Genomic DNA, 18,368 nt, shown 5'->3' on the forward strand with positions numbered 1-18,368 from the left:
CAACTCTAAGTCCTTGACTGTGGTGATGGCTATCCCCTCACGCCCCTCACGAGCGGAACTGGACGGATCCCGCTACGCCCTGCTCCGGTCCTTTCGCCGCGACGGCACCGCCGTCGACACCCCGATCTGGTTCGCGTTCGACGGCGACGGGTTGGTGTTCCGAACGAAGGTGGGCCCCAAGACCCGGCGGCTGGCCGCGCGCGGCGACGTCGAACTGGTGGCCTGCGATTACCGGGGCCGGGTGCGTCCGGGTGATCGGGCGCCGTGGGTGCCCGGCCGCGCCACGGTCCTGTCTGGCGCCGACGCCGAGCGGGCGAACCGCGTGCTGCACCGCCGTTATGGCTGGCAGTGGAACATCGTGCCGCTGCTCAAGGTGCCGGGCGTGACCAACGTGCACCGGGATCTGTGTCTGCGTGAGAAGGTGCGGCGCGCCCGTGACCGCGGGGTGTGGCCGGACAGCGTCATCGTGCGGGTGCAGCTCGCCTGAGCGTTTGCGAGCGTGCGCCCAGCTTCACACTCGTCGGCGAGTGCGCGGCCGGCTGCACACTCGGCGCCGCTAGCCGCCCAGGCAGCCCGGGCCGAGCAGCTCCTTGAGGTCACCCATCAACGCCGGCGACGGCGTCACCCGAAGCGAGGCATCGAGTTCCAGGGTGGTGATCCGGTCCCCACTGATCAGCCGCAGATGCACCTGCGAGGTCCCCGGGTGCCGGGCCAGCACCTGCTTGAGCGCGCTGACCTTGTCGATGGTGCACTGCCGCGTCGGCAGGCTGACGGCGATCGGCCGGTTCACCTGGGCGCTGGAAAAGTCCGGTACCACAAGTTCGTTGGCGATCAGGCTGATCCGGTCGTCGCGGATGGCCACCTTGGCGTTGATCAGCACGACGGTGTCATCGGCGATGTCGGCGCCATAGGTGGAATACGCGTGCGGGAAGAACATCACCTCGATGCCACCGGTGAGGTCCTCCAATTGCGCTGACGCCCAAGGCATCCCGTTCTTGTTGACCCGCCGGTTGACCGACGCGAGGATGCCGCCGACGCGCACCTGGGTCTCGTTGGGCACGTCGCCGTCGAGGATGGCCGGGATCTGGGTGTCCACCTGCGCGGCGAGCAGGTGCGCCACCCCGTTGAGCGGATGCCCGGACACGTAGAGGCCCAGCATCTCCCGCTCCAGCGCGAGCTTGTGCTTGTCCTCCCACTCGTCGTCGGGCACCTTGATGGTGAACACCGCTTCGGTGCACCCGTCGTCGCCGCCGAACAGGTCGAACTGGCCGATCGCCTCGGCCTTCTTGGTGCCCAGCACCGAATCGACGGCGTCGGTGTGCACCAGGAACAAGCCCTTGCGGGCATGACCGAGCGAGTCGAACGCGCCGGCCTTGATCAGCGACTCGGTGACCTTCTTGTTGCAGGCGGCGATGTCGATCTTGTTCAGGTAGTCCGAGAAGTCGGTGAACTTGCCCTTGCCGTTGCGGGTGCTGATCAGCGAACCCACCACGTTGGCGCCGACGTTGCGCACCGCACCCAGCCCGAAGCGGATGTCCGTTCCGACCGAGGCGAAGTTCACCAGCGATTCGTTGACGTCGGGCGGCAACACCGTGATGCCCAGCTTGCGGCAGTCGGCCAGGTAGACGGCGGCCTTGTCCTTGTCGTCACCCACCGAGGTCAGCAGCCCGGCCATGTACTCGGCCGGATAGTTGGCCTTCAGGTAGGCGGTCCAGTACGAGACCAGGCCATAGCCGGCCGCGTGTGATTTGTTGAACGCGTACCCGGCGAACGGAAGGATGGTGTCCCACAACGCCTTCACCGCTTTTTCGGAGAAGCCGTTGGCGGTCATGCCCTCGTAGAAGCCCTTGTACTCGGCCTCGAGCACCTCGAGCTTTTTCTTGCCCATGGCCTTGCGCAGGGCGTCGGCCTTGCCCATGGTGTAGGAGGCGACCTTCTGGGCGATGAACATGATCTGCTCTTGGTAGACGATCAAACCGTAAGTCTCGGAGAGGATTTCGCGCAGCGGCTCCTCGAGCTCCGGGTGAATCGGCTTGATCGGCTGGCGGCCGTTCTTGCGGTCGGCGTAGTCGTTGTGGGCGTTCATGCCCATCGGGCCGGGGCGGTACAGCGCCAGCACCGCGACGATGTCGTTGAACTCGGTGGGCTGCATGCGGCGCAGCAGGTCGCGCATCGGCCCGCCGTCGAGCTGGAACACGCCCAGGGTGTCGCCGCGGCCCAGCAGCTCGTAGGTGGGTCCGTCGTCCAGCGGGACGGATTCCAGGTCGAGGTCAATTCCCCTGTTGGCCTTGATGTTATCCAGGGCGTCACCGATGATCGTCAGGTTGCGCAGGCCCAGGAAGTCCATCTTCAGCAGGCCGATGGCCTCACACGACGGGTAGTCCCAGCCGGTGATGATGGCGCCGTCCTGCGGCCGCTTCCACAGCGGAATGGCCTCGGTCAGCGGCTCGCTGCTCATGATCACCGCGCACGCGTGCACCCCGGCGTTGCGGATCAGGCCTTCCAGGCCGCGCGCGGTCTGGTAGATGGTGCGGACGTCGGGGTCGGTTTCGATCAGGCCGCGGACCTCGGCGGCCTCCTTGTACCGCTCGTGGGCCGGATCGGTGATCCCCGACAGCGGGATGTCCTTGGCCATGATCGGCGGCGGCAGCGCCTTGGTGATCCGGTCGGCGATGGCGAAGCCGGGCTGGCCGTAGTGGATGCGTGCCGAGTCCTTCAGGGCCGCTTTGGTTTTGATGGTGCCGAAGGTGATGACCTGGGCGACGCGGTCGGAGCCCCACTTGTCGGCGGCGTAGCGCACCATTTCGCCGCGACGGCGGTCGTCGAAGTCGATGTCGATGTCGGGCGCGGACGGGCGTTCCGGGTTGAGGAACCGCTCGAACAGCAGGCCGTGCGGGATGGGATCGATGTTGGTGATGCCCAGCGCGTAGGCCACCAGCGAGCCCGCCGCCGAACCGCGCCCCGGCCCCACCCGGATGTCGACCGACCGGGCGTAGTTGATCAGGTCGGCGACGATCAAAAAGTACGACGGGAAACCCTTGTCGCAGATGACCTTGATCTCGTACTCGGCCCGGTCGATGTAGTCCTGGCCGACGCCGGACGGGAAGCGGCGCGCCAGCCCCGCCATCACCTCGTGGTGCAGCCAGCTCGCCTGGTCGTGCCCCTCGGGCACCGGGAAGATCGGCATCCGGTCGCGCGGCGCCCAGACCTCGTCGTAGGGCTGCACCCGCTCGGCGATCAACAGGGTGGAGTCGCAGGCGCCGGGGACCTCGTCGTCCCAGATGCGGCGCATCTCGGCGGCCGACTTCAGGTAATAGCCGTCGCCGTCGAACTTGAACCGGTTGGGGTCCGAGAGCGTCTTGCCGGTCTGCACGCACAACAGCGCCTCGTGGTTGTGGGCGGCGTCGCGGGTGACGTAGTGGCAGTCGTTGGTGGCCAGCGGCGGAATGCCCAGCTTGCGGCCGATCTCGAGCAGCCCGTCGCGGACCCGCTGCTCGATGGACAGCCCGTGGTCCATCAGCTCGAGGAAGTAGTTGTCGGCGCCGAAGATCTCGCGCCACTTGGCCGCCGACTCCAGCGCCTCGCGGTCGTGACCCAGGCGCAGCCGGGTCTGCACCTCCCCCGAGGGGCAGCCCGTGGTGGCGATGATGCCCTCGGCGTGTTCGGCGATGATCTCGGCGTCCATCCGCGACCACTTGCCGAGCTGGCCCTCGAACGACGCCAGCGAGGACAGCTTGAACAGGTTGCGCAGGCCGGTGGGCGTCTCGGCCACCATCGTCATGTGCGTGTAGGAGCCGCTGCCCGAGACGTCGTCGGACTTCTGGCCGGGGTCACCCCACAGGATCCGCCGGGTGTCGAACCGCGACGCGGGCGCGATGTAGGCCTCGACGCCGATGATCGGCTTGATCCCGGCCTTGGTCGCCGCGTTGTAGAACTCGCTGGCGCCGAACATGTTTCCGTGGTCGGTCATCCCGACCGCGGGCATTTGCAGCCGGTCCACCTCGGCGAGCATCGGCGCGATCTTCGCGGCACCGTCCAACATCGAGTACTCGGTGTGGTTATGCAGGTGCACGAAGGACGAGTGGTTCATAGGGACGCCAGTCTATGACCGCGGACCGACACGAGTTGGGCGTGTCGCCGCGTGTGTCACGGATGATTTCGGAGGCGACCCGCCGCGCCGGGCTTCGCCGCGCTTGCGATCGCCACAGGGTTTATCCGTACAGCTCGACGAAGTTTTTCAACGACTTCTGCACGTCGCCTTTGACGGCGCGGGCCGCCGCCGCGCCCACCGGACCGAACAGCGGGCGCCCACCCAGTTCCAGGCGCAGGCCGAGCGTCGAGCCCTCGCCGGTGGGTCGCACGGTGAGTGAAACGGCGTATTTGGTGCCGCCCTTGCCCGAGCCCGCCATCGCGACCTCGTGCGGCGGGTCCCACTTGGTCACCGTCCAGGTCACCCGGTTGCGGAAGCCCTTGGCGCGGGCCACGCCGACGACCTGGCTGCCTTCGCCGAGCTCGTCGGGCAGCTCGCTGCGCCAGCCCTCGTGCATGACCAGCCAGTCGCCCAGGTCCGACAGATCGGAGACCCGGTCCCACATCTGCTGGGGGCTCATCGGTACGTCGGCGGTCATCTCCACGGCGGCCACCGACTGAGCTTAGCCCGGCGTCACATCCGTCACTTGGGTCGCGGCTCACATCTTCACTCGGGTCGCGCCTCACATCCGTCAATTGGGTCGCGCCGGGGAGGGATGTGGTCTTGTGCCCACCTCCGCGCGACAACGGGAGGCGACGCGCGGCCGGCAACAGGAGGCGACGCGGGGCGACAACGAGAGGCGACGCGCGGCCGGCAACAGGAGGCGGCACGGGGCGACAACGAGAGGCGACGCGGGGCGACAACGAGAGGCGACGCGCGGGCGACAACGGGCTGCGACGCGCGCCATCACATTTGTCGCTCGGAGGTGGGCAATTCGTCAGTCTCCCGACGGAGGGACGGGTGTGGCGCGTGAGACGAAACAGCGCGTGAGACGAACGCGCGCCATATAGCTCAGTGTTTGGGCCCGCCGCGAAATCGGTTGCCGATCCGGATTCCCGGCAGCAGCAGGCTGCGCGGCGCAAACCGCCCGCCCGTGCTGACCACCTTGGGCACCACGCCGGGCACCACCGTGCGGCGGCCGGACAGCATGCCGCCGATCGCCGCCTCGGCCACGTCGCGCGGCGAGACCTGCGCGAGCGGAATGCTGAACCGCTCGGCGTTGGCGATCTCCGCCCACTCGGTCGGCACCGGGCCCGGGCACAGGCAGGTCACCGACACCCCGGTGTCGTGCAGCTCCTCGTGCACGGCTTCGGAGAACGTCTGCACGAAGGCCTTGGTGGCCGAATAGACGGCCATGTAGGGAACCGGCTGAAAGCCGGCGATCGAGGCGATGTTCATCACCGCGCCGGCGCCGCGCTCGACCATGCCGGGCAAGGCCGCGTGGGTGAGTTCCATCAGCGCCAGCGCGTTGAGGGTGACCTCCTCGCTCTCGCGTTCCACCGGCAATTCGTGGAAGACGCCGCTGGTGCCGAAGCCGGCGCTGTTGCACAGCCCGGCGATCGGCTCCGCGCGCAGCCGGCTCGCGAGCTTGGCGCGCTCCTGCTCGTCGGCCAGGTCCAGCGGCAGCACCTCGACGGCCACCGAGTACTCCTGGCCGACCTCGTTGGCCAGCTCGTCGAGGCGCTCGCGGCGCCGCGCCACCAGCAGCAGCGGGAATCCTCGGCGGGCCAGGCCGCGAGCCAGTTCGGCGCCGATGCCCGAGGAGGCCCCGGTGATGACGACGGTGGTCTGGATGTCAGGTTTCGGAAGGCTCATGTCTCACCAATGTATCCCGCGGGTCGCCCGCACAAACGTTTCGCTTCGTCTGTCGAATTCCGTTGTGTCGCTTGTCGATTGAACACCCTTCGCGGCGCTGGAGTCAGCGAACATGGTGAACGCCCGGTTGCGCACCCGGTCCATCACCGCCGGGTTGACCGCATCGGCGACGGCGGCGAACTGCCCGAACGGCGAGCTGGCCCGGCGCGGCCGGTGCACGATCGCGTCCGCGATCACCCCGGCCGCCTGCTCGGGCGTCAGCGCCGGGAACTTGTCGTACAGCGTGGTCGGGCTGATCATCGGCGTGCGCACCAAAGCCATGTGCACCGTGGTGAACTTGACGCCGTCGTTGACGGTCTCGGCCTGCAGCGAGTCGCACAGGCTGTCCAGCGCGGCCTTGCTGGCGATGTACGCCCCGAAGCGGGGTGCCCGCGTCTGCACACCCACCGAGGAGACGTTGACGATGTGCCCATACCCCCGCTCGCGCATCCCGGGGATGAACTTGAGAATCAGCTGGACCGCGCCCAGGTAGTTCAGCTGCATGGTCCGCTGATAGTCGTGGATGCGGTCGTAGGACAGCTCCAGCGATCGGCGAATCGACCGTCCGGCGTTGTTGATCAAGACGTCGACGCCGCCGAGCTCGTCGAGCACCTGATCGGCCATGGCCGCGATGGCGTCCATGTCGGACAGGTCGCAGGGGTAGACGTGGGCGGCCCCGCCAGCACCGCTGATTTCGTCCGCGACCTTCTCGAGGTTTTCCCGGGTGCGGGCGACCAGCGCCACGGTCCCCCCGGCCTCGGCGATCTTCTTCGCCGCGGCCTCGCCGATGCCCGACGATCCCCCGGTGATCAGGATGGTCTTGTCGCGGACGGCTTCCTCGAGCGTGCGGCCCTGCACCGCGTCGAGCAGATTCCTCAGATAGAACGGCCGATACCGGCCCGCCGAGTTCGGGGTGTTGACGAGGTGAGACACCGTCGCCAGCGGCTTTTCCACCAAGCTCCCCAGCGAGCTCTCCACCAAGTTCGTCAAGTCGCCAAGGTTCATCGGCGTTCGCTCCTGGACAGTGATGTGACGCGGGTCATACCGCCAACCTAGGTCATCAGGCCCCCGCCCCGATGCGGATTGCACTCATGTGGCCCGCCACGCCCTCTCACGGTCCACCCATCACGATCGCCACCGATAGGCAATCCGCTTGTTACACACAGCAATCCGGACGTGATCGCGCACTAACCGACGGGCAACGCCCGGATGTTCCAATCGGCCTTATGAAAATTCTGGCGCGCTTCCGCAAGCCTGAACCGGGCACCATCTACGACCGGATCGGCGGGCACGAGGCGATCGAGGTCGCCGTCGACGACTTCTACGTCCGAGTGCTTGCGGACGACGAACTCGCCGGCTTCTTCGCCGGCACGAACATGAACCGCCTCAAGGGCAAACAGGTCGAGTTCTTCGCCGCGGCGCTGGGCGGCCCGGAGCCTTACACCGGCGCACCGATGAAGCAGGTGCATCAGGGCCGCGGAATCACCATGCACCACTTCGGTTTGGTGGCCGCGCATCTTGCCGATGCGCTGGCAGCCGCCGGGGTGCCGCCCGAGACGGTGACCGAGATCCTCGGTGCGATCGCGCCGTTGGCGCCCGAGATCGCGACGGGCGACGCCAAGGCGACGGTCTGAGCGCGCGTGCTATCCGTCTCGAACGGTGCCTAGCATGCTGACATGCGGCGCACATTTGACGACCTGATCGCGGAGGCGGAGGCCGCCCCGGTCGACGGCTGGGATTTCTCGTGGCTGGACGGCCGGGCGACCGAGGAACGCCCGTCGTGGGGCTACCAGCGCCTGCTGCGGCAACGGTTGGCGAGCGTGTCGGCCGCGCTGGACATTCACACCGGAGGCGGCGAGGTGCTCGCCGGCGCCGCCCCCTTCCCGCCCACCATGGCGGCCATCGAGACGTGGCCTCCCAACGCCGCCCTGGCCACGCAACGCCTGCATCCGCTGGGCGCGGTGGTCGTCGCGACGCGGGACGAGCCGCCACTGCCGTTCGCCGATGACGCGTTCGACCTGGTGACCACGCGCCATCCGATCTCCGTCTGGTGGACCGAGATCTTTCGGGTGCTCCGCCCCGGCGGCAGCTACTTCGCGCAGCACATCGGCCCCGCCACGATGGCCGAGTTGGTCGAGTACTTCATCGGGCCCCAACCGGAGAAAGGGACCGAGTTTCACCCCGACGCCGTGCGCGCGCAGGCCGAGGCGGCCGGGCTGCAGATCGTCGATCTGCGCATGGAGCGGATGCGCGCGGAGTTCTTCGACATCGGCGCCATCGTCTACTTCCTACGCAAGGTGATCTGGTCGGTGCCCGACTTCACCGTCCAGCGCTACCGCGACCGGCTGGCCGAACTGCACGAGCGCATCGAGTCCGAGGGGCCGTTCGTCACCGACTCCGTGCGGCTGCTCGTCGAGGCCCGTAAGCCCAGCTGAGCGATCGCAAGCGCGGCGAAGCCGGGCGCGACCATCAGACTGAGTCAGCCCTCGTCGCGCAGCACGTCCAGCGCGTGCTGCAGGTCGGGCGGATAGGGGCTGACGATCTCCATCCGCCGGCCGTCGGCCGGGTGGGCGAACGACAGCGAGCGGGCGTGCAGCCATTGACGTTCCAGCCCAAGCCTTTTCGCGAGCTTTGGGTCGGCGCCGTAGACCAGGTCTCCGCAGCACGGGTGGTGCAACGCGGAGAAATGCACCCGGATCTGGTGGGTGCGCCCGGTTTCCAGGTGCACGTCGAGCAGGCTGGCGGCGACGAAGGCCTCCACGGTGTCGTAGTGGGTGAGGCTGTGCCGGCCGTCCTTGGTGATCGCGAACTTCCACTCGCCGCCGCGGTGGCGCCCGATCGGCGCGTCGATGGTGCCGCTGGACGGATCCGGGTGTCCCTGCACCAGCGCGTGATAGCGCTTGTCGACGGTGCGTTGCTTGAACGCCCGCTTGAGCAACGTGTAGGCGCGCTCGGAGAGCGCCACCACCATCACCCCGGAGGTGCCGACGTCGAGGCGATGCACGATGCCCTGCCGCTCGGGCACGCCGGAGGTGGTGATCCGGTAACCGGCGGCCGCCAGGCCGCCGAGCACCGTCGGCCCGCTCCAGCCCACCGACGCGTGCGCGGCCACCGCGGCCGGTTTGTCGACCGCGACGATGTCGTCGTCGGAATACAGGATCGTCATGCCCTCGATGTCGACCGGCGTGTTCTGCAACGGCGCCGGCGGCTCGGGCAGGCGCACCTGCAGCCACGCCCCGCCGGTCAGACGATCGGACTTGCCGGCCTGCACCCCGTCCAGCTCGACGCCGCCGTCTTCGGCCAGCGCCGCCGCCGCGCTGCGCGACAGCCCCAGCAGGCGGGCCAGCCCGGCGTCGACGCGCATGCCCGCCAGTCCCTCGGGGACCGGCATCGAGCGGTCACTCACCCGCGCTGTCCCCGGTGTCGTCGTCCTTGCGACGCCGACCGGCCGAGTCGAAGTCGAAGCCGAAGATCGACAGCACCACCAGCAGGATGGCTCCACCGACCACCGAGGGGTCGGCGACGTTGAACACCGGCCACCAACCGACGGAGAGGAAGTCGACGACGTGGCCGCGCAGCGGTCCGGGGGCCCGGAAGAAGCGGTCGACCAGGTTGCCCATGGCGCCGCCGAGGATCAACCCCAGACCGACCGCCCACCAGGGGGATACCAGCCGCCGGCCCATCCAGAAGATGCCGACCACCACGCCGGTCGCGATCAAGGTCAGCATCCACGTGTATCCGGTGGCCATCGAGAACGCGGCACCCGAATTGCGCACCAGGGTCCATGTGATCGTGTCGCCGATGATCGGCACCGGCTGGCCGGGCGGCAACAGCTTGACGGCGAGCACCTTGGTGACGATGTCGAGGGCCAGGACGATGGCCGCGACCGACAGCAGCAGGCGCAGTCGGCGCGGGGGCCGCTGCGGGTCGGTCGCCGCGGCGTCCTCGGGCTTGTCGGCCGAGGTCACCGGCTCAGTCGATCCGCTTGGTTCTTCAGGCACTCTCCCATCATCCCCTACCGCCCCGCGCGGGCGAGCGACGTCCGCGACGGCGATGCGCAATGATTCGAACATGGCCCGCCTCACCGTGATCGCCACCGGGGGCACGATATCGACCGCCACCGGCGCCGACGGGGTGCATCGGCCGGCCTACGGCGCGGCGGAGCTGACGTCCGGTCTCGACGTCGACGTCGTGGACCTGCTGGCGGTCGACAGCTCGGAGCTGACGCTGGCCGATTGGGACCGGATCCGCGACGCGGTGGCGGCCGCGCTCGACGCCGGCGCCGACGGGGTGGTCGTCCTGCATGGCACCGACACGATGGAGGAAAGCGCCCTGTGGCTCGACCTGACCTACGGCGGCGACGCGCCGGTCGTGTTGACCGGCGCCATGCGCAGCGCCGACGCGCCCGACGCGGACGGTCCGGCGAACGTGCGCGACGCCCTGGCCGTGGCGGCCAGCCCCGCCGCCCGCGGCCTGGGCGTGGTGATGTGTTTCGCGGGCCGGGTGCTGCAGCCGCTGGGCATGTACAAGGTGGCCACCGAGGACCTGAGCGGCTTCACCGGCCGGCTGCTGGGCACCGTCGCCGGCGAGGTGGCGTTGACCGGGTCGAAGACGAGGCCGTACGTGGGCGAGGTGCGGGCGGGCTCGGCGCCGCGGGTGGACATCGTCGCGGCCTACCTGGGCAGCGACGCGGTCGCGCTCGACGCCTGCGTGGCTGCCGGGGCGCGCGGCGTGGTGCTCGAGGCGCTGGGCTCGGGGAACGCCGGTCCCGCGGTGGTCGACGCGGTGCGCCGGCACTGCGGCGCCGGGGTCGTCGTCGCGGTGTCCACCCGGGTCCCCGGCGGGCGGGTCGGCGCGAGCTACGGCCCCGGCCATGACATGGCGGCGGCCGGGGCGATCATGGTGCCCGGGCTGCGCCCGCCCCAGGCGCGGGTTTTGCTGATCGCCGCGCTGGCCGCCGGGTTACCGGTCGCCGACGTCGTCGGCCGGTGGGGCTGACGCGGCGTCGGTCTGCAGATCGCCCACATAGTCCGGCCAGTCCAGCGAATCGACCGGGTTGGCGCGGGCGAGCTCTCCGCTGTCGGCGGGAAACGTGCGGGCCGGGCCCGGCCCGGAGGTGCGGGTTTCGAACCGCGCGGTCACCACGCCGTGGCCCGCGCCCTGCACCCAGCCGTGCCCGAGCTCGCGGTGCACGACGTCGTCGCCCACCCGCCACCCAGCCTCTTCCGGCCCCTTGGTGAACATCACCTCGGTCGCGGTTTCGACCGACGGCGAATCCGATTGCGGCTGCGGCAATTCCAAATCGGGGAACAGCGACTCCTGGCGCACGTCGCTCAACCCCGAAAACCCCACGCCGAGAAGGCGAATGGGCCCGATCTCGCGCGGATCGAGCAACAGCCGGCGGGCCACGCCGACCAGCGCGGCGACCTCGGTGGTGGCGTAGGGCAGCGTCGCGGACCGGGTCAGCGTGCTCATGTCGGACTTCTTCAGCTTGACCGTGACCGTGCGCGCGCCGCGGCCATCGCGCAGCAGCCGGTGATGGGCGTGCTCGGCGATCGGTTCGATCGCCTCCCGCAGCTGCTCGAGGCTGGTCAGGTCGACGGCGAAGGTCGACTCGGAGCTGATCTGTTTGGCCTCGGCGCGCTCGGCGACGGGGCGGTCGTCGACGCCGCGGGCCAGCCGGTGCAGCGCCGGCCCGATCGTCGCGCCCAGGATGTTGGCCGCCTCGGCGTCGCTCAGCGCGGCCAGCTCGCCGACGGTCTCGATGCCGAGGCGATGCAGCTTCTCCTCGGCGACCGGACCGATTCCCCACAGGCGGCGCACCGGCAACCCGCCGAGCAGCGACCGTTCTTCGTCGCGGCGGACGACGCGGATCCCGTCGGGCTTGGCCAGACCGGAGGCGATCTTGGCGATCTGTTTGCCCGAGCCCGCGCCGACCGAGGCGATCAGCCCGGTCTGGTCGCGGACCCGTCGGCGCAGGTCCTCGCAGAAGGTTGCGACGTCGGCGGCGGACGCGCCGGCCAGCTGCGCGGGTTCGCCGAATCCCTCGTCGAAGGAGAGCTGCTCGACGACGGGGACGACGGCGCGGATGGTGTCGAACACCCGCCGGCTGGCCACCCCGTACACCACGCCGCGCGGCGGCAACACCACCGCGCTCACGCCGACCAGCCGGCGGGCCTGATGCATGGGCATGGCCGACCGGGCGCCGAACACCCGGGCCTCGTAGCTGGCGCCGGCCACCACTCCGCGCCCACCCAAACCGCCGACCAGCACCGGCCGACCGCGCAGGGTCGGCCGGGTGAGCTGCTCGACGGAAGCGAAGAACGCGTCCATGTCCAGGTGCAGCACCCAACGCGACTCCACAGATTGATGCTAGGGCCCTCCGGACGCGCGCCCGGCTCGCTTGGCCGCCGAAAGCCGCGTCCGACCATATGGTGTTGTGCCCGCCTCACAGCGACAGTTGGTCACGCCGACACGCTGCGGTGGCGATTGTCGCTCGGAGGTGGGCACAAGACGTGTCGCCTCGCGGGGAGACGAAAGTGGCGGATGTGACGGCTCAGGCCTTGGCGATGCTCACCCGCACGCCGTCGCCGATGTCCGCGCCGTCGGCCGGGTCGCCGAATTCGAAGCTGGTGGCCAGGATTTCGCCGGCGATGAGGTCGCGGTGCGCCCGCGCCCAGTCGGCGCGCTCGGTGGGCACCGACATCACCACGCTGATGCGATCGGACACGTCCAGCCCGCTCGACTTGCGCAGCTCCTGCAGTTCGCGGATGCGGTCCTTGGCCCAGCCCTCGGCTTCGAGTTCTGGTGTGACGGTGCCGTCCAGCACCACCAGGCCCGCGCCGCCGGGCAGGGCCGCGGTGAATTCCGGGTCGGCGACCACCAGCCGCGAGCTGTACTCACCGGGCTGCAGCACCGCGGGCCCGGCGGTCAGGGTGCCGTCGTCGTTGACGACGCCCTCCCCCGCCTTGACCGCCTTGATCGCCGCCTGGACGTCCTTGCCCAGCCGCGGGCCGGCCACCCGCGCGTTGACGGTGAGCTCGAAGGAGCCGTAGGTGTCGATCGCGTCGGTCAGCTCGACGGTCTTGACGTTGAGCTCGTCGGCGATCAGGTCGACGAACGGCTCCAGGAGGTGCGGGTTCTCCACGGCCACAGTGAGTTTCGGCAACGGCAACCGCACCCGCAGCTTTTTGGCCTTGCGCAGCGACGAGGCGGCCGAGCACACCTCGCGAACCTGATCCATCGCGGCGACCAGCTCGGGGTCGGCGGGCACGGCACCGGGTGCCGGCCAATCGGTCAGGTGCACCGAGCGCTGAGAAGTCAGGCCGCGCCAGACGACCTCGGTCACCGACGGGAGCAGCGGCGCGGCCAGCCGCGCGGTCACCTCGAGCACGGTGTGCAGGGTGTCGATGGCGTCGACGTCCTCGGCCCAGAACCGCGAACGCGACCGTCGCACATACCAGTTCGTCAACGCCTCGGTGAACAGGCGCAGCTGCTCGCAGGCCCGCGAGATGTCACAGCTGTCCATCTCGCGGGTCAGGTCGTCGCGCAGTTGGGCGAGCTTGGCCAGGATGTAGCGATCCAGCACCTGAGCCGAATCGGTGCGCCAGCTACCGACTTTCGGCGCGTAGAGGGCCAGGAAGCTGTAGGCGTTCCAGAACGGCAGCAGCACCTGGCGCACGCCCTCGCGGATGCCCTGCTCGGTGACGATGAGGTTGCCGCCGCGCAGGATCGGCGAGGCCATCAGGAACCACCGCATGGCGTCGGAGCCGTCGCGGTCGAACACCTCGGACACGTCGGGATAGTTGCGCAGCGACTTGCTCATCTTCTGGCCGTCGGAGCCCAGCACGATGCCATGGGCCACACAGGTTTTGAAGGAGGGCCGGTCGAACAGCGCGGTGGCCAGCACGTGCAGCGTGTAGAACCAGCCGCGGGTCTGGCCGATGTACTCGACGATGAAGTCGCCCGGGTAGTGCGTGTCGAACCAGTCGGAGTTCTCGAACGGGTAGTGCACCTGGGCATAGGGCATCGACCCGGAGTCGAACCACACGTCGAGCACGTCCGGGATGCGCCGCATCACCGAACGCCCGGTCGGATCGTCCGGATTGGGCCGGGTCAGCTCGTCGATGAAGGGACGGTGCAGGTTGGTCGGCCGCACCCCGAAATCGCGCTCCAACTCGTCGAGGCTGCCGTACACGTCGATGCGCGGGTAGTCCGGATCGTCGGACTTCCACACCGGAATCGGGGTGCCCCAGTAGCGGTTTCGCGAGATCGACCAATCGCGGGCCCCCTGCAACCACTTGCCGAACTGGCCGTCCTTGACGTGTTCGGGGTACCAGGTGATCTGCTGGTTGAGCTCCACCATGCGGTCCCGGAATTCGGTGACCGCGACGAACCACGACGAGACCGCCCGGTAGATCAGCGGATTGCGGCACCGCCAGCAGTGCGGGTAGGGGTGCTCGTAGGTTTCGTGGCGCACCAGCACCGCCCCGTTGGCCGCGGCGGGGCCGGTGCCGTTCTTCAGGTCGCGGATGATGTGCGGGTTGGCGTCAAAGACGTGCTGCCCCTGGTAATCCGGGATGCTGGCGTCGAATCGGCCCTTGGAGTCGACCGGCGTGACCGGCGCGATGCCGGCCGCCTCGCCGACCGCCATGTCGTCCTCGCCGTAGGCCGGCGCCATGTGCACGATGCCGGTGCCGTCCTCGGTGGTGACGAACTCGCCCGGCAGGACCCGAAACGCGTTAGGGGTGTCCACGAAATACGGGAACGGCGGCAGGTATCGGGTGCCGAGCAGGTCCGCGCCCCGGTAGGTGCCCAGCACCTCGGGCTCTTCGCCCAGCTCGCGGGCGTAGGCGGCCAGCCGCGCCTCCGCCAGCACGAAACGACGCTCGCCCACCCGCACCTGCACGTAGGTCACATCGGGGTTGACGGCGACGGCGAGGTTGGACGGCAGCGTCCAGGGCGTCGTCGTCCACACCAGCAGATGCGCGCCATCAAGCGAACCGCCCACCACCCGGAATCCGACGGTGAGAGCGGGGTCCTGGCGGCTCTGGTAGACGTCGTCGTCCATCCGCAATTCGTGGTTGGACAACGGGGTTTCGTCGCGCCAGCAATAGGGCAACACCCGGTAGCCCTCATACGCCAGGCCCTTGTCCCACAGCTGTTTGAACGCCCAGATCACCGACTCCATGTAGGGCAGGTCCAGCGTCTTGTAGTCGTTGTCGAAATCGACCCAGCGCGCCTGGCGGGTGACGTAGGCCTGCCACTCGTCGGTGTAGCGCAGCACCGAGGCGCGGCAGGCGTCGTTGAAGGCGGCGATGCCCATGTCGTCGATCTGGGACTTATCGGTGATGCCCAACTGGCGCTCGACCTCGAGTTCGGCCGGCAGCCCGTGGGTGTCCCAGCCGAATCGGCGCTCCACCTTGTAGCCGCGCATGGTGCGGTAGCGCGGGACGATGTCCTTGACGTAGCCGGTGAGCAGGTGCCCGTAGTGCGGCAGGCCGTTGGCGAACGGCGGCCCGTCGTAGAACACGTACTCCGGCGAGCCGTCGCGGCGGGCGATGCTGGCGCGGAAGGTGTCGTCTCGGGCCCAGTAGTCCAGCACCTCGACCTCGAGGGCCGGGAAGTCGGGCGCCCCGCCCGCCGGCTTTGGGTATGTGTGCTCGGTCAAACGTCGTCTCCTGTGCCAGTCTCCAGGCCTGGGGACGACGACGCGCCGGCTGCGCGAGCGCCGCGGTACCACCCCGCTTGCCGCGCTCACGCGCGACCGCTCATTGAAGGCTGTGACGGGCCTACCCGTTCGGTTCTACTGAGCCGGAACGGCTGTTCTTCCGAAAGCTCCCCGGTGATGGCCGGATCGACGCCAATGAAACGATTCTACTGGCCCCGAACCTCGAGCACACCCACCCGCCACAGCGCCGCGTACACGTGGCGCAGCGGAATGCTGAGCAACCGGCAGGCCCCGTGGATCAGCGGGTCGCCGCCCGGGCCGAAGAGCGGGAAGTCGCTGCGGCGCGGCTCTTCCACGGGCTCGGGGACGTGGATCTCGGGGACGTCGCGTACCACCCTCAGGGTGCGGGCGGGCGCGACGGTGACGACGTCGTCGTAGAGAGCTGCGGTCATGATCGACTCCTAGAGGAGAATTCCAACGGGGACCAAAAAGGACTGAAGTGTCCCGTCCCGGGTGGGTCCGATCTCAGAACGCTTGGCGGATAAGCACTTAGCGTGTGCGACGCCTCAGCCGAGGAGGTCGCGCCGGAGAACGGATCGGGACGAAACAGGGTTCGGACTTCGATCCGGACTATCGCAAGAACTCATGTGTCCCTCACCTCCTCGCGGTCGCGACGCATGCGGGGTCGCATGCGATCTAGGCGCAGCAAAAGGAGCAGAATCCGACGACCGCCGGAGATCCGCACCCCTCTCGTCAGAGCTTCGGCACCACACGACGTGTCCTGGCCTGGAAAAACCAAACCGGAAGCCACCTGGGCTCAACCCTTAAGCCGGGAGGAGCTGTCCTGACCCGGGGCGTCTTTCGACGTTCGGGGTCAGTGGCCTGTATTCGTGTAGACGCCTCACCTAACGAGGTGCTTACCCGACCGATAATGCACGAGCGGTCTGACGCGGTCAAATCCCTGGACAGCGTGTCCGCGATTCGTTACCGACCGGGCCGCGATCACTTCTCGACCAGGCCGTCGAGCCGGCCGATCGTGTCGATGAATTCCTCGACCATGTCCAGCACCACCGAGCGCGTCGGCCGGACCCGATCGAGCGAGCCCACCACCTGCCCGACGAAGTAAGTCGCCAGCTCACGCGCCCTGGCGCCGTCGTGGGCGGCGGCGGAATTGATGCGCAGCTGCGGCTCGGTGATCAGCGCGGTCTGCAACGGCATGCCCAGCGGGTCGGGGTTCTCCGGCCGGTCCCACTCCTCGGTCCAGGCGGTCCGCAGCATGCGCGCCGGCTTGCCGGTCATCGAGCGGGACCGCACCGTGTCCGAGGACGTGGCGGCCAGGAACTTCTCCTTGACCACGGGCACCGTCTCGGCTTCCTCGGTGGTCAGCCACACCGACCCGCACCACACGCCCTCGGCGCCCAGCGCCAGCGCCGCCGCGATCTGGCGGCCGCGGGCGATCCCCCCGGCGGCGAGCACCGGCACCGGGGCCACGGCGTCGACGACCTCCGGCACCAGCACCATCGTCGCCACCTCGCCGGTGTGGCCGCCCGCCTCGGTGCCCTGCGCGACGATCAGGTCGACGCCGGCGGCGGCGTGCCGCTGGGCGTGGCGGGTGGTGCCGGCCAGCGCGGCCACCAGCACGCCGGCGTCGTGGGCGCGTTCGACGAGGTCCGCCGGGGGTGGGCCGAGCGCGCTGGCGATCAGCCGGATGTCGTGGTCGAAGGCCACGTCGAGCAGCGGCTGGTAGCTCTTGGGCGAGATGTTCAAACCGCCCACGGACGGGCGGGCGTCCCCGGCGGGCGCCGTCACGCCGTAGCGGGCCAGCAGGTCGTCGACGAACGCGCGATGCTCCTCGGGCAGCAGGGTCCGGGCCTGGTTGGTGTCGATCCCGCCCTGCTCGGCGCCGACGTATTTGGGCGGCAGCAGCAGGTCGACCCCGTAGGGCTTGCCGCCGGTCTGCTGCTCGATCCAGGTCAGCTCGCTGCGCAGTCGCGCCGGGCTGTGCGCGGTGGCGCCCAGGATGCCGAATCCGCCCGCGTTGGTCACCGCGGCCACCACGTCGCGGCAATGGCTGAAGGCGCAGATCGGGAATTCGACACCGAGCATCTCGGCGACCCTGGTTCTCATTGCCCGACGCTAAGAGTTCCCGCTTGAGAAGTCAATCGCTTACGGCCCTGTGCAATTCGCGCCGCCGGCTCAACCCTTGGGCCCGGGCGGCCGGCCGTCCGGAGGCCAGCTCGATACGCCGTCCTCAAGCGGCACCTCAAGGCTCTGCAGGATGGAGGAGACCATGCGCCACGCGCCGATGACCGTGACCAGCTCGACGAGAACCGTTGTGTCGCCGTCGAATTCGCGCTCGCAGGCCGCCCAGCTCGCGGCGCTGACCGCGCCGTCGCGCACCACGTCGTCGGTCGCCGCCAGCACCGCCCGCTCGGCGGGCCCAAACCCGGCGTAGTTCCGCCAATCTCGCACGCCGAGCAGGTCGTCACCCGGGACGCCGAGCCGGGACGCGACGCGCCAATGCTGCGTCCACTCGTAGTCGCACGCGGTCAGCCAGCCGATCCGCATGATCGCCAACTCGCGCAACCGCGCGTCGAGGGCGCCGTGCCAGAGCATGGTGGCGAGCAGGTCGTTGATGGCGCGCGCCAGCGGCGGATGGTTGAGCAGCACTTGGAAGATGCTCAGTTCGGCCATGTAGTTGGGGACGGCCGCTTCGTCGGCGGCGGCTTTGGCTTCGTCCAGTGGCAGTTTGGGCAGGCGCGCTGTTGTCATCGGATGAGCACTCCTCTCCGGCGGCGGGACCGTCGCGTTCTA

General features: G+C 69.2%; 15 protein-coding genes and 1 riboswitch. Of the genes, 4 read left to right on the plus strand and 11 right to left on the minus strand.

The window, feature by feature from the left end:
* The first annotated feature begins 25 nt into the window (after positions 1–25).
* Complete coding sequence (locus P6281_RS15375) at positions 26–487, plus strand: PPOX class F420-dependent oxidoreductase (RefSeq protein ID WP_008257855.1); 462 nt, start codon at positions 26–28, stop codon at positions 485–487.
* Between the two features lie 69 nt (positions 488–556).
* Here P6281_RS15375 and dnaE read toward each other — a convergent pair whose 3' ends face one another.
* The 4 genes from dnaE to P6281_RS15395 all read right to left on the minus strand — a co-directional run bounded on the left by dnaE (position 557) and on the right by P6281_RS15395 (position 6,889).
* The gene (gene dnaE / locus P6281_RS15380; RefSeq protein ID WP_008257857.1) at positions 557–4,090 is read right to left on the minus strand and encodes a DNA polymerase III subunit alpha; all 3,534 of its coding nucleotides are present in this window, start codon (positions 4,088–4,090) and stop codon (positions 557–559) included.
* A gap of 121 nt (positions 4,091–4,211) precedes the next feature.
* Positions 4,212–4,643, minus strand: a complete 432-nt coding sequence (locus tag P6281_RS15385) for a type II toxin-antitoxin system Rv0910 family toxin (RefSeq protein WP_008257858.1) — start codon at positions 4,641–4,643, stop codon at positions 4,212–4,214.
* A gap of 398 nt (positions 4,644–5,041) precedes the next feature.
* Positions 5,042–5,845, minus strand: coding sequence for an SDR family NAD(P)-dependent oxidoreductase (locus P6281_RS15390; protein WP_014711941.1), 804 nt, complete (start codon positions 5,843–5,845; stop codon positions 5,042–5,044).
* Between the two features lie 3 nt (positions 5,846–5,848).
* The gene (locus P6281_RS15395) at positions 5,849–6,889 is read right to left on the minus strand and encodes an SDR family NAD(P)-dependent oxidoreductase (RefSeq protein WP_324738410.1); all 1,041 of its coding nucleotides are present in this window, start codon (positions 6,887–6,889) and stop codon (positions 5,849–5,851) included.
* 221 nt (positions 6,890–7,110) lie between these two features.
* Here P6281_RS15395 and P6281_RS15400 point away from each other — a divergent pair, with 221 nt between their 5' ends.
* Positions 7,111–7,518, plus strand: a complete 408-nt coding sequence (locus tag P6281_RS15400) for a group I truncated hemoglobin (protein ID WP_009955507.1) — start codon at positions 7,111–7,113, stop codon at positions 7,516–7,518.
* A 42-nt stretch (positions 7,519–7,560) separates the two neighbouring features.
* Entirely contained in the window at positions 7,561–8,319 is a 759-nt protein-coding gene (locus P6281_RS15405) for a class I SAM-dependent methyltransferase (RefSeq protein WP_008257865.1), read from the plus strand.
* A gap of 44 nt (positions 8,320–8,363) precedes the next feature.
* Here the strand turns inward: P6281_RS15405 and P6281_RS15410 are convergent, their stop codons facing one another.
* The gene (locus P6281_RS15410; RefSeq protein WP_008257866.1) at positions 8,364–9,290 is read right to left on the minus strand and encodes an RluA family pseudouridine synthase; all 927 of its coding nucleotides are present in this window, start codon (positions 9,288–9,290) and stop codon (positions 8,364–8,366) included.
* Positions 9,283–9,885 (minus strand): signal peptidase II, encoded by a 603-nt coding sequence (lspA, locus tag P6281_RS15415; RefSeq protein ID WP_080749728.1) that lies wholly within the window; start codon positions 9,883–9,885, stop codon positions 9,283–9,285. Before lspA ends, P6281_RS15410 begins: the two co-directional genes overlap by 8 nt.
* A gap of 70 nt (positions 9,886–9,955) precedes the next feature.
* On the opposite strand from lspA, the gene P6281_RS15420 reads away from it, so the two are divergent.
* Complete coding sequence (locus P6281_RS15420) at positions 9,956–10,882, plus strand: asparaginase (RefSeq protein ID WP_202348870.1); 927 nt, start codon at positions 9,956–9,958, stop codon at positions 10,880–10,882.
* Here P6281_RS15420 and P6281_RS15425 read toward each other — a convergent pair.
* From P6281_RS15425 to P6281_RS15445, 5 genes are all read right to left on the minus strand, one after another.
* On the minus strand, positions 10,847–12,247 hold the full coding sequence (locus P6281_RS15425) for a DNA polymerase IV (protein WP_442757106.1): 1,401 nt from the start codon (positions 12,245–12,247) through the stop codon (positions 10,847–10,849). The genes P6281_RS15420 and P6281_RS15425 overlap by 36 nt on opposite strands.
* 193 nt (positions 12,248–12,440) lie before the next feature.
* Positions 12,441–15,554, minus strand: a complete 3,114-nt coding sequence (gene ileS, locus P6281_RS15430) for an isoleucine--tRNA ligase (RefSeq protein WP_324738411.1) — start codon at positions 15,552–15,554, stop codon at positions 12,441–12,443.
* 206 nt (positions 15,555–15,760) lie between these two features.
* The gene (locus P6281_RS15435; protein WP_008257871.1) at positions 15,761–16,006 is read right to left on the minus strand and encodes an Rv1535 family protein; all 246 of its coding nucleotides are present in this window, start codon (positions 16,004–16,006) and stop codon (positions 15,761–15,763) included.
* A gap of 286 nt (positions 16,007–16,292) precedes the next feature.
* A riboswitch (M-box (ykoK) riboswitch) is annotated at positions 16,293–16,474 on the minus strand.
* Between the two features lie 82 nt (positions 16,475–16,556).
* The gene (locus tag P6281_RS15440) at positions 16,557–17,681 is read right to left on the minus strand and encodes an NAD(P)H-dependent flavin oxidoreductase (RefSeq protein WP_008257872.1); all 1,125 of its coding nucleotides are present in this window, start codon (positions 17,679–17,681) and stop codon (positions 16,557–16,559) included.
* A 69-nt stretch (positions 17,682–17,750) separates the two neighbouring features.
* Positions 17,751–18,326 (minus strand): carboxymuconolactone decarboxylase family protein, encoded by a 576-nt coding sequence (locus P6281_RS15445; RefSeq protein WP_009957085.1) that lies wholly within the window; start codon positions 18,324–18,326, stop codon positions 17,751–17,753.
* Positions 18,327–18,368: the final 42 nt, after the last annotated feature.

The organism is Mycobacterium sp. 5-140-3-2 (assembly GCF_035666375.1).
Taxonomy (GTDB): domain Bacteria; phylum Actinomycetota; class Actinomycetes; order Mycobacteriales; family Mycobacteriaceae; genus Mycobacterium; species Mycobacterium intracellulare.